Raw genomic sequence first — 12,618 nt, 5'->3', positions numbered from 1 at the left:
GGTCCCTCAGGCGGAGGCGGCCAGGCCGGTCGGCCAGCGGATCAACGGCGGGCGTGGTCCGGTGCGCACCACGTCCGGCGGAGCCCCGGCACCGGCAGCCGCCGTGCGTCCGGCCGGCCCCGGCACGGCAGGCACCGCGCGGATCGTTGCCGGGGACCGGTCGGGGGCCGCAGGCCAGTGACCGCCCGCGTTGTTCGGTGTCGCGGACGCTCGGGTCGGAGGCACGTCGCCAGCCGACGCGACGGCCCGGAGCCGGCGGAACCCCAACGATCGGTTGGCTCCGTCGTTCGGCGCGGTCGGTGAGGTGGCCATTGTCGAGCTGGGGAGGCCTCGGCGCAGCGGGTCGGTGGGGTCGGAGGGCGGCACCGCGAGGACGACGTCGCGGCGGCCGTCCCCGGCGCGAACGACGTCGAGGGGCAGGACCTCGGCGCGCCGCACGCCCGAGCCGCTGACGGCAGCCCGATCGGACCCAGCGCGGTCGGACCAAGCGCGGTCGGACCACGCGCGGTCGGACCCAGCTCGGTCGGACCCAGCTCGGTCGGCCGCAGCACGGCCGGACCCAGCTCGGTCGGCCGCAGCACGGCCGGACCCAGCTCGGTCGGCCGCAGCACGGCCGGACCCAGCACGGTCGGCCGCGGAGTGGTCACGGGGAAGGGCGGCGTCCGGGCGGACGGTGTCGAGGGGCGGCGCTTCGGCGGCCCGGCGGCCGAAGACGGCCCGCAACGCGCGGGGCAAGCGTTCGGCGGCGACCTGGCGCAGCGCGGGCGCGACGAACGCGTACCCGTCGGCACGCCGGGGAAGCAGCAGCCCGGCCGCGACCAACCCTCGTAGGGCCGGCGCGGACCGGCCGGACGCCCAACCGAGGGCCCGGTCGACGGCACCGCCGGAGATCACACCGCCGATGGTGGCAGCGGCCATCAGCACCGCCCGCCGTTCACCGTCGAGGTGGTCCAGCTCCGCGCAGACGGCCCGGCGGACCGCCTCGGGCAGCGGGAGCGTCATCCGGTCGGCACCGTCCATGATCGACCGCACGTACGCCGCCGCGTGCCCGGGTCGGCCCCCCACCAGGTGCAGTAGCCGGTCGGCGAGGGTCACGGGTTGCCCGGCGCGGGTGAGCAGGTGGCGCAGCAGCCGCCCGGACTGCACCGTGGCCAGCGGCCCGATCGTCACCCGTCGGGCCGGGCTGGGCCGGGTGTCGGCCCACTGCGGCTGGTGCAGGGTGATCAGGGCCAGTGGCAACCCGCGCGCCGTCGCCGTGCTGAACAGCGCGTGCAGGAAACGGCTCATCGCCGGCGCCGCCCGGTCCACGTCGTCCACGGCGACGATCAGCGGCTGGTGCGCGGCCAGACGCAGCAGGACGTCCCGGCAGATCGCCGCCCCCGCCAGCGCCGCCGAGGAGCCGTCCGGGGTGGTCAGGAACCGCTGCAGGGCCGGGATCGCCGCCGCGACGCGCTCCGGCGGGAACAGCGACGCCAGGGCGGCCACCAACCGGTCGTGGACCACCGCCGGGCCGTCGCCGTGCCGCACCCCGGCGAGGCCGCGGAGCAGCTCGGCGGCCGGCGCCATGACCTGATCGGGGTACGGCTGGCAGGTCGCCACACACCAGCGCACCGGCATCCCGTCCACCGTGGTCAGCCCACGGGTCAACTCGTGCAGCAGCCGGCTTCGCCCACTGCCGGTGGGGCCGACCAGGGAGATCCAGCGCGGGTCCTGCTCGCGGATGGCCCGGCTCAACTGGTCGCGGATCGTGGCCAGCTCGCGGCGGCGACCGATCAGCGGGCCGTCGTGCCGGTCGGTGCCCGGACGGACCGGACCGACGGCGTGCCAGACCGGCATCGGCGGCACCCGGCCGGCGACCGACACCGGCGTCAGCTGACGCTGGGTGATCAGGCCGGCGGTGGCCCGGGCGGTGGCCGCGCAGAGCGCGACGGCGCCGGGTGGCGCGTACTCCTGCAGGCGGGCTGCGCTGGTGATCACCGCGCCGCTGGCCACGCCGTGCCCACCACTGACGGCACTGCCCAGGTCGACCACGACCTCGCCGGTGGCGACACCGACGCGGACCCGCAGTCTGCTGTCACCGACCATCGGCCGGCGGTCCAGCGCGGCCTGGATCTCAAGCCCGGCGCGCACCGCCCGGTACGCGTCGAAGCCGTCCGAGTGCCGGGCGCCGAAGAGCGCCATCACCGCGTCGCCGACGTACTTCTCCACCACCCCCTGCCAGCGGTGCAGCACACCGGCCACGGTGTCGAAGTAGGCCCGTTGCAACGCGCGGACGTCCTCCGGGTCGAGTCGGTCCACCAACGCGGTGGAACCGACGATGTCCGCGAAGAGCACAGTGACTGTGCGTCTCTCCTGGGGCACCGGCCAGTGCGGGGTCGAGGTCCGCTGCGCGTCGACGATGATGGTGGTCATGGGTATCGCACCGGCCCTTCTCCCCGCTCATGCCTGATGACCTCCGGAGATTGGCACTCCTGGGCTCACGGGGGATCTGCCGAACGACGTATGTCGGCCACCCGCAACCTTTAGTCGCAAAGTCGACGCGAGGAGTACCACAAGCGACGTGTGGCCGTAGAACGGTGAGGGGCCCTGTGATTAGGCTGCGTGCCATGGCCAGCGATGTGGACACCGCACCGCTCGTGGGTCGGGCCGAGCTGGTGCAGACGGTTCGGTCCGCGTTGCTCGGTGACGGCGCGCACGGGCAGACCGCCGCCGTCTTCCTGACCGGCGAGAGCGGTGTGGGCAAGACCCGGCTGCTGGGCGAGATCGGCGACCGGCTGCGTGAGCAGGGCGCCGTGGTGCTCACCGGCAGTTGTCTGGACATCGGCGACGCGTCGCCTCTGCACCCGCTGTTGCAGGCGCTGCGGCGCTTCGACGCCGACCTGTCCACGCGCGCCCGCACCTCCTCGGCGGTGCGAGGGCTGTTGCAGATGTTCGCCGACGAGACCGCCGGCCCGGACGGCGCGGGAGCGCTGCTGGAGCGGGTCTCGCGCGGGCTGCACCTGATCGCCGAGGGCCGACCGCTGGTGCTGATCCTCGACGACCTGCAGTGGGTCGACCGCAGCACCCGGCAGCTGCTGCTCTATCTGTTGGCCGGGCTCGGTGACCTCCAGCTCTCGGTGCTGGCGGCGGTGCGCGCCGAGTCGTTGCAGGGCGCGCACCCGCTGCGCCGGGTGCTGACCGAGCTGCGCCGGCTGCGCACCGTGCGGGTGCTCGACCTGGCGCCGCTGGGCCGGGCCGACACCGAGGAGCTCGCCGCCGCCGTGGTCGGCCGGACGCTGTCCGCCGAGGCGGCCGAGCAGGTGTGGCAGCGCAGTGGCGGCAACCCGTTCGTCATCGAGGAGCTGGCCCGCGACCTGCGCGACGGCCGCGACGGTCTGTCCGAGACGCTGCGGGAGATCTTCCTCGACCGGGTCGACGCGCTGCCCCAGCACGCGCACGCGGTCGTGCACGCGGTGGCCGCCGGTGTCGAGCCGGTGCAGCACTGGCTGCTGGCCCAGGTGCTGCGCCTGCCGGAGGACGAGCTGATCGACGCGGCCCGCGCCGCTGTGGCACACCGGCTGCTGGTCGGCGCCGACGACGGCTACCGCCTGCGGCACCGCCTCGTCGCCGAGGTGCTGGCGCACGAGTTGCTGCCGGCCGAGCGTTCCGGGCTGCACCGCCGCTACGCCGAGGCGCTGACCGCCGCGCCGGGTGAGCTGCACCAGGCGCGACTGGCACACCACTGGCGGCTGGCCGGGGAGCCGGCGCGCGCGTTGCCGGCGGCGGTGGCCGCCGCACAGGAGGCCGAGCGGCTGCACGGTTACGCCGAGGCGCACCGGCACTGGTCGGCGGCGCTGCAACTGGCCGCCGACCCGGGCCCGCTGACGGTGGACCGCGTCGAGCTGCTCGAGAACGCCGCCGAGGCCGCCCACCACTGCGGGGAGCACGCCCGCGCGTTGGCGCTGCTGGAGGAGTTGGCCGCGCTGCGGGGCGGCGAGCCGAGCTGCGCGCTGCACATCCGTCGGGCCCGTTACCTGGCCGCCGCCGGCCGCTCGGCGCTGGCCGAGGAGGAATACCAGCGGGCGCTGAAGGCGGCGGACTGTTCCCCGCGCGACCGCGCCGCCGCAGCCGCGCGCCTGGCCGAGCTGCTGCTGCACCTGGGCCGCTACGCCGACGCCGGCGAGCGGGCACGCGAGGCGCTTGCGCTGGCCGAGAACGTGGAGGGCTCCGCCACCGAGGTCGTGCTGGCCAGCTCGGCGCTGGGCTTCAGCGACGCCTGTCTGGAAGACCCGGACGCAGGTCTGGCGGTCATGCGCGACGCCCTCGACACCGCCGAGCGCGCCGGCCAACCCGAGGACGTGGCCTGCGCCTACCTGCACCTGGCGGAGCTGCTGACCGGCCCGCTGAACATCCTCGAAGAGGGCGTGGTGGTGGCGCGGCGCGGCGCCGAGCGGGTGGCCGAGCTGGGGCTGGGCCGCACCTGGGGCACCCGGCTGCTGGCCATCGCCATCAACGGGCTGTTCCGGGTGGGCCAGTGGGCCGAGGCGGAGAAGGTGGTCGCCGCGGCCCTGCGGCACCGACCCTCCGGCGCGGACGCCGTCGAGTTGCTGCTCGCCCGGTGCCGGCTCTCGGTGGGCTACGGGGACATCGAGGCCGCCGGTCGGGACCTCGACGCGGTGGCGACCCTGCTCGCCGGCGGTGGGGCGCGCCACGTCATCCCGCTGCTCACCCTGCGGTCCGGGCTGGCCATGTGGGAGGGCCGGCACGACGTGGCGCGGCTGGCGGTCCAGCGCGGCCTCACCGAGAGTCGCTCCGACGACGTGATGATCCTGTCCGCCCTGGTCTGGCACGGGCTGCGCGCCGAGGCGGAGGCGCACGCCAGCCGCACCGTGGACGTGGACCCGACCGCCGTACGCCGGTTGCGGGACGTCGCGGACCGGGTGGCCCGCAAGAGCGCCGGCGCGGCCCGACCGGTGCGCTCGGTGGTGGAGGGCTTCCTGGCGCTCTGCGCCGCCGAGGTGAGCCGCCTCGACGGCAGCGACCCGGAGCTGTGGGCCGTGTCGGCCGCCGAGTGGGACCGACGCAATCACCCCTACCCGGCGGCGTACTCCCGCCTGCGGCAGGCCGAGGCGCTGCTGGCTCGTCGCAGCCGGGTGGCCACCGCGGGCAAGCTGTTGCGGGAGGCGTACCACGTGGCGCAGGGGCTGGGCGCGGTGCCGTTGACCTCGGAGATCCGCGAGCTGGCCGGGCGGGCCCGGGTGTCGCTGGAGGAGCGGGAGCCCAACGGCGCCACCCGCGGGGCGCCCACCGAGGAGTCCGACGACGAGTTGGCCGCGCTCACCGCACGGGAGCGGGAAGTGCTCGCGCTGGTCGCCGAGGGGCTGACCAACAAGGAGATCGGTCAGCGGCTGTTCATCAGCGAGCGGACCATCGGCGTGCACGTGTCGCACATCTTCGACAAGCTCCAGGTCCGCACCCGCGTCCAGGCCAGCGCGATCCAGCTGCGCAACCACCGGGACTGATCGTCCCCGGCCGTACCTAGGCCGGTGCGCGCGCCGGGATACGTCGTTCTACTGATCCGGCGCACGGGTGTCGGCTGAGAGGCTGGGCCGCGTCGACGACGGCACGGGGGATGCCGCCGACCACCATGGAGGAGAGATGACCGAACCGGTCTGGGGGCCCGTGCACCGGGACATCGTCGACCTGCTGGCCGACCATCCCGCGGACGTGCCGGCCGTGGTCGATCACCTCACCAAGCTTCAGGACCTGCTGGTGCGGCTGCCTCCGTTGGAGGCCAGCTGCCCACTGGCCGACTTCAACAGGCTCTACCTGACCATCACCAGCAGTGTGCTGGACGGGCTGTACGACGACCGCTTCGTCGACCCGGCGTTCCTCTCCCGGCTCGACGTCGAGTTCGCGGCGCGGTATTTCGACGCGATGCGGCTGTGGACCGACTCCAGCCCGGGCACGCCGAAGGCGTGGTCGTGTCTCTTCGAGCGGATGCGTGGGCCGGACGCCCGCCCGTTGCCCTCGGCGGCGGCCGGGGTGAACGCGCACATCAACTTCGACCTGCCGTTCGCCCTGGTGACCACGTTCGACCACCTGGAGTCGGAGCCGGTCGACGGCAGCGACCAGCACCACGACTACCTGGAGATCAACAAGATCTTCGCGGACAAGATCCCCGGTCTGCGCCGCGGCTATCTGGAGCGGTGGCAGCTGCTCATCGACATGCTCAACGGCGACATCGACGACTGGTACCAGGGGGAACTGGTCGAGTACACGCGCGATGTCGCCTGGCGTAACGCGCAGAAGATCTGGCGGTGCCGGCACGACCCGGACGCCCGCGAGTGTGAGCGCATGCGGTTGGACGACAACGCCGCGGCGCTCGGCCGGCTGCTGCTCTCGCCCCTCGGGGCGTTCCTGCAGTAGTCGGGACGGGGGGCCCCCGCGCTCCGCCCCGTGGGGGGCGGCGGAGCGCGGGGGTGCGTCCCACCAGCTCCACCCACCCCGCGTGGTCGCCCGACGTTCGGTCGGCCCCGGGGAGAACAGCCGGTCGGCCCGGGGGGTGTCGACCGTCTGCCACCGTCGGCCGGCCCGGGGGGTGCCGGCCGGCGGTGGGGGAGGGCGGCGACGGCGCGAGATTAGGTGGTGTCGGCGGGCGCGCAACGGGTACGCCCGCGCCATGACCGTCCTGGCCCGGCACCGTCCCGCCGCCCGACCCCGGCCGGCGCGGCCCGGGCCCCTGCGGCCGGGTGGCCCGGTGTCGCGGCCCACCGCCCGGCCCGGTGCGCGATGACCGAGGCCGCGACGCGGTTTCCGTTCCGCTTCGATCCGGCGTTCCGCCCGGTGCTGGCGCTGCTGGGGGTCCGCCCGGCGACGGCCTGGGTGGCCGTGACCGACCGGGACCTGACGATCCGGTACGGGCCGTGGCGGCTGCGGACCCGCCGGGACAACGTGACCGCCGTCGAGTTGAGCGGCCCGTACCGCTGGTGGCGGGTGATCGGGCCGCACCTGTCGTTGGCCGACGGGGGCGCGAGCTTCGGCACCAGCACGGCCGGCGGGATCTGTCTGCGCTTCGGTGAACCGGTGCCGGCCCTGGTACCCGGCGGTCGCCCACGGCACCCGGCGGCCACGATGACCGTCACCGACCCGCCGGCGCTGGCCCGGCTGCTCGCCGTCCCGGACCTGTCCTGAGCAGGCCGTCCACGTCCCCGTTTCCGCAGGCCGGGCCCCCGGCCACCGCCTACCGTCGGATCAGGACCTGTGAGGGTGGGACGGACGATGGGTGACGAGCACCGGGCGAAACCACGACGCTGGAGTGGACGCCGGCACACGCCGAACGGGCCGGACCCGGCGCTGCGGGCGGCCCGCGACCCGGCCCGCCCGCACCGGAGCGGCCGGCAGGGCGTCGTGGTGCCCGAACGCGTGCCCACACCGGTCCGTTCGGGGCCGCCGGCGAGCCGACTGCGCCGGTGGCTCTTCCAGCATCAGGTGCAGCCACCCGGCCCGGAGGCGACCGAGGGGCAGGAGCGCAGGCACGCCTGGTGGCAGGTGATGTGCCTGACCGGCGTGGACTACTTCTCCACCCTGTCGTACCTGCCGGGCATCGCGGCGGTGGCGGCCGGCGCGCTCTCCCCGCTGGCGACCCTCCTGATCGTCGCGCTCACCCTGTTCGGCATGCTGCCGATGTACCGGCGGGTGGCCCACGAGAGCCCGCACGGCCAGGGATCGGTGGCGATGCTGGAACGGCTGCTGCCGTTCTGGCGGGGCAAGATCTTCGTCCTGGTGCTGCTGGGCTTCGTGGCGACCTCCTGGATCATCACGATCACCCTCTCCTCGGCCGACGCCACAGTGCACCTGCTGGAGAACCCGTACCTGCCCGACGCCATGCACGGCCCCCTGGTGCCGGTCGTCGTGACCGTCGCGTTGCTGCTCATCCTCGGCGGGGTGTTCCTGCTCGGGTTCCGCGAGGCGGTGGTTGTCGCCATCCCGCTGGTCGCGGTCTTCCTGGTGCTCAACGCGGTGATCGTCGTGGTCGCGGTCGTCCGGATCGTCGGCGACCCGAACATCGTGTCGGACTGGACCGCCGCGTTGACCGAGACCGGTGGCGGGCCCGGCGGTGTGCTGCTCACCGCGGTGCTGGCGTTCCCGCTGCTGGTGCTGGGGCTGTCCGGTTTCGAGACCGGGGTCAGCATGATGCCCCTGATCTCGGCCGACGGTCCGGACAAGCAGGCCCGACTCGCCGCCCGGATCCGCAACACCCGTCGGCTGCTCACCACCGCCGCCCTGATCATGTCGGTGTACCTGATCTCGACGACCTTCGTGACCACGGCGCTCATCCCGGAGGAGGAGTTCCGCCCGGGCGGCGCCGCGAACGGGCGGGCGCTGGCGTTCCTGGCCCACACCTACCTGGGGGAGGCGTTCGGCACCGTCTACGACGTGAGCAGCGTGCTCATTCTCTGGTTCGCCGGCGCCTCGGCGATGGCCGGGCTGATCAACATCGTGCCGCGCTACCTGCCCTCGTACGGCATGGCGCCGGAATGGGCGCGGGCGGTGCGCCCGGTGGTGATCGTCTACACGGTGGTCAGCGTGGCCATCACCATCGCCTTCCGGGCCGACGTCAATGCCCAGGCCGGGGCGTACGCCACCGGCATCCTGGCGATGATGGTCTCCGGAGCGGTGGCGGTGACGATCTCGGCGGCCCGACGGCACCAGCGCGCCGCCGCGATCGGCTTCACGGTGCTGACCCTGGTGCTGCTGTACGCGCTGCTGGAGAACGTCGTCGAGCAGCCGGACGGGATCACCATCTCCGCGCTGTTCATCCTCGGCATCATCGTGGTCTCGCTGGTCTCCCGGGTCACCCGGACCACCGAGTTGCGTGCCGAGCGGATCGAGTTCGACGAGCCGGCCCGTCGGTTCATCACCGAGTCGCTTGCCCACGACGGGCAGCTGCACCTGATCGCGAACAAGCGGCAGCAGGGCTCGGTGAAGGAGTACACGGTCAAGGAAAGGGCGCAGCGGGGGATGAACCCGGTGCCCGGGGCCGCGGACGTGCTGTTCCTGGAGATCGACGTGGTCGACCCGTCGGGGTTCAGCCAGGTGCTGCAGGTGCACGGGATCGAGGTGGGGGGCTTTCGTGTGCTGCGGGCCAGCAGCCCGGCCGCGCCCAACGCGATCGCCGCGATCCTGCTGGCTCTGCGCGACGCCACCGGGGTACGTCCGCACGCGCACTTCGAGTGGTCGGAGGGGAGCCCGATCGCGCACCTGGCGCGCTATCTCATCCTCGGCCGTGGAGACACCCCGCCGGTGGTACGGGAGATCATCCGTCGGACCGAGCGGGACCCGCTGCGTCGGCCGGGGATCCACGTCGGCGGGTGACCGGCTGCCCTTTTGGTGGGTTCCAAAGATGAATAAGGGCACTATTCACGTTCACACCTTCTTGTCCGTATTGCGGACTTATCGTGACGTCTGGTGGTCGACGGTACGTCGAGCGCCCCGCGCCCGGATCGGCGCGCGGTCACGGTAGGCAGGCAGGAAGGTAGGCATTCTTGATGTCCACGTACCCAGGAGGAGACCGCGCGACCCGACCCAGACGGCGGTCCCGATGGTTCCTCGCCAGCGGCTTCCTGGCGGGGAGCCTGGTCGTGGGAGCGGCCGGCGTTGCCGGCGTTGCCGCCGCCGCGGACCGCGCCCTCTCCCTCCCCGGTCTGGGCCGACTGAGCGCGACGGCCGGAAGCGACGACGACCGCCGGGCCGACGACCAGCGTGGGGAGGGGCGCGACAAGGATGGTGCCGAGCGGGCCCGTCCGGCCACCCCGGGCACCGGCAAGCGCGGTGTGGTGTCGGTGCCCTGCGACGCCGCGAAGCTGGTGGCGGCGCTGGTGACGGCCAACGCCGAGGGCGGCGCGGAACTCCGCCTCGCGCCCAAGTGCCGCTACACCCTCACCGAGGCGTTCCACGAGACCGACCAGTACGACGGTGGGATCCGCGACGCACGGGAAGCGGCCGACGCCGCGGAGACCCCCGGTGACGCCGAGGCGCCGCCGCACAACCCGGCCGACGACACCGCCGGCCTGCCGGTGATCTACCAGCCCATCACGATCGACGGCGCCGGAGCCACCATCGCCCGGGACGCCCAGGCCGCCGCGTTCCGGTTCTTCACCGTCCGCGACGGCGGCGAGCTGACCCTGCGCGACGTGGAACTGCACAACGGCCGCTCGGCCATCGAGGGCGGCAGCGTGCACGTGGTGCACGGCGCGACAGCGGTGGTGGAGCGGGTCACCGTCACCCAGAGCACCTCGCTGTCCCCCGAGGGCGGCGGCGGAGGCATCTTCAACGACGGCAACATGGTGGTCACCGACTCCACGTTCATCGGCAACAGCGCATCCGGCGCCGCGGGCAAGGGCGGGGGCCTGCTCAACGGTGGCGTGCTGACGCTGAAGCGATCCGAGTTCCACCGCAACAGCGCCAACGGGTACGGCGGCGGGCTCGGCAACTACCGTGGCGCGGCCGACGTGGAGAGCGTCTCGTTCACCCAGAACAGCGCCAGCCAGGGCGGTGGGCTGGCCAGCTTCTCGGCCCGGACCAAGGTCTCCGACACCGAGCTGCTGAACAACACCGCGCAGGTCGGCGGCGGTGCCGCGAACTCCGACGCGGTGCTGGTGATGCGCACGATGACCATCCGCGGCAACACGTCCACCGTCAACGGTGGCGGCATCTCGACAGTGAAGGGCCTGACGCCACTCGACGACAGCGTGGTCGAGGGCAACACCACCCACGGCCTCGGCGCCGGCATCTACGCCGAGAAGGCGAACCTGCTGGTACGCGGCAGCGACGTGACCCGCAACGAGGCCGTCGGCGCCGCCTCCAAGGGGGGCGGCATCTACGCGACGGCGGGTTCGGTGGCCATCTACACCAGCAAGGTCACCCACAACGCGTCGACGGTGAAGCCCGGCGGCATCTTCGCCTCGCACGCCCAGGTCAAGATCGACGATGAGAGCGTGGTCGTCGAGAACGAGCCGACCAACTGCGAGGGCAGCCAGGTGCCGATCGCACACTGCTTCCGCTGAGCGGATCAGCACTGAGCGGACCCGTTCACGACCCGCGCTGAGCGGACCCGCGCAACCGGCCGCCCCGACGATCAGTCGGGGCGGCTCGGCGCGTCCCGCTCGGGCCGTGCGGCGCTCGGAGCGGTCGTGGTGTCAGGTGCGGCGGCCGTCAGCTCATCGCCCGGAGACGGCCGGCGAGGTCGCCGGCGAAGAAGTCGAGGAAGCCGTCCGGGTCGGGGCCGGCGTTCTGCAGCACGATGTGGTCGAAGCCGGCTTCGACGTACGACCGGACCTTGGCGACGTGCGGCTCCGGGTCGGGGCCGATGGCGAAGAGTTGGCGGATGTGCTTCTCCTCGACGTACGCGCTGGCCGCGTCGAAGTTGACCGGGTTCGGCAGCTCGCTCATCACCTTCCAGCCGGTGACCATCCACCGGCTGGTCTGCAACACCGCCTGCACCGCCTGCTGCTCGTCGGTGGCCCAGGCCAGCGGAACCTCGGCGTAGCGCGGGCCTGACCCGTTCGCGCGTCGGTAGTGCTCGACGATGGACGCCTCCGGCTCGGTGGCGAACAACCCGTCGCCGAGTTCGGCGGCCAGGCGGGCCGACGCCTCGCCGCTGGCCGCGACGGCGATCACCGGTGGGGTGTCCGGCAGATCGAAGATGCGGGCGTCCTCCAGTTGCAGGTGCCGGCCCTCGTACGACTGGTATCCGCCCTGCCAGAGCAGCCGGATGATTTCCAGTGCCTCGCGTAGCCGTTCGTGTCGGCCCCGCACGCTGGGGAAGCCCTGGCCGACGACGTGCTCGTTGAGTCGCTCGCCGGCGCCCACCCCGAGGGTGAACCGCCCGTCGGAGACCAGTGCCATGGTCGCCGCGGCCTGCGCGATGATCGCCGGGTGGTAGCGCACGGTCGGGCAGGTGACGCCGGTGGCCAGCCGCAGCGTGTTGGTCCTGGCCGCGATGGCGCCGAGCACGCTCCAGGTGAACGACGAGTGGCCCTGCGTGTCGAGCCAGGGGTGGAAGTGGTCGCTCATCTCGACGAAGTCGAAACCGGCCTGCTCGGCCATGACGGCCTGCCGGATGATCTCCTGGGGGCCGTAGCCCTCCGAGGCCAGCTTGTAGCCGATCTGCATGGCACGCTCCGATTCCGTCCGCCGGTCGACGCCGGGTCGGCTTCCCGCCCTCGGCGTCGACAAACGCCGCCCAGGCCTGCAAACCAGCCTCCTAGGACGGCTTACCGGATGTGTGGTCATCCGCAGCCCGTGATCCACTCGGGTTTCCGGAAATCGGGCTGTCGCCGAGCCTCGGACACCGCGACTTCCAGGAACTCGAGTCGAACAGCGTTCGGAGCCCGCGCGTCACGACGTCGGCGCGAGGGCGGGCGAACCGTCCGTCGAACAACTCCGAACACGCCGGTGACCAGGTCGAACCATCGATCGCCTGTTCGGAACCGGGGTCATCTCTTTCGTCGGTCGCCGTCGGGCCCCGAAACTTTGTCGGCACAGGGCGCGTGCACCTCGGCGCGACCTCACCCACCGCGGTGCGACGGGGGACCAGCGGCTGGGCGGAACAGGCACCCGATCGATGTTGGCGGC

7 protein-coding genes are annotated in these 12,618 nt (G+C 73.2%); 5 read left to right on the top strand and 2 right to left on the bottom strand.

Features of this window, described 5'->3' with window-relative positions; translation table 11 throughout:
• Positions 1-6: 6 nt before the first annotated feature.
• Complete coding sequence (locus AC3CF1_RS04140) at positions 7-2,412, bottom strand: AAA family ATPase (protein ID WP_355163216.1); 2,406 nt, start codon at positions 2,410-2,412, stop codon at positions 7-9.
• A 194-nt stretch (positions 2,413-2,606) separates the two neighbouring features.
• On the opposite strand from AC3CF1_RS04140, the gene AC3CF1_RS04135 reads away from it, so the two are divergent.
• The 5 genes from AC3CF1_RS04135 (at position 2,607) to AC3CF1_RS04115 (ending at position 11,048) form a co-directional block, all read left to right on the top strand.
• Positions 2,607-5,501, top strand: coding sequence for a helix-turn-helix transcriptional regulator (locus AC3CF1_RS04135; protein WP_488449561.1), 2,895 nt, complete (start codon positions 2,607-2,609; stop codon positions 5,499-5,501).
• A 136-nt stretch (positions 5,502-5,637) separates the two neighbouring features.
• Positions 5,638-6,408, top strand: a complete 771-nt coding sequence (locus AC3CF1_RS04130) for a DUF5995 family protein (RefSeq protein WP_088948371.1) — start codon at positions 5,638-5,640, stop codon at positions 6,406-6,408.
• 363 nt (positions 6,409-6,771) lie between these two features.
• Positions 6,772-7,173: a hypothetical protein gene (locus AC3CF1_RS04125; RefSeq protein WP_088948370.1), complete on the top strand. Its 402-nt coding sequence runs from the start codon at positions 6,772-6,774 to the stop codon at positions 7,171-7,173.
• An 87-nt stretch (positions 7,174-7,260) separates the two neighbouring features.
• On the top strand, positions 7,261-9,357 hold the full coding sequence (locus tag AC3CF1_RS04120; protein ID WP_488449560.1) for an APC family permease: 2,097 nt from the start codon (positions 7,261-7,263) through the stop codon (positions 9,355-9,357).
• Positions 9,358-9,530: 173 nt separating this feature from the next.
• Entirely contained in the window at positions 9,531-11,048 is a 1,518-nt protein-coding gene (locus AC3CF1_RS04115) for a right-handed parallel beta-helix repeat-containing protein (RefSeq protein ID WP_354982042.1), read from the top strand.
• 148 nt (positions 11,049-11,196) lie between these two features.
• Here AC3CF1_RS04115 and AC3CF1_RS04110 read toward each other — a convergent pair whose 3' ends face one another.
• A complete protein-coding gene (locus AC3CF1_RS04110; RefSeq protein WP_488449559.1) occupies positions 11,197-12,156 on the bottom strand; it encodes a TIGR03557 family F420-dependent LLM class oxidoreductase in 960 nt (319 codons plus the stop codon).
• Positions 12,157-12,618: the final 462 nt, after the last annotated feature.

Source organism: Micromonospora sp. MGP-C2 (assembly GCF_057766525.1).
This window is presented reverse-complemented; position numbering and strand designations above follow the sequence as displayed.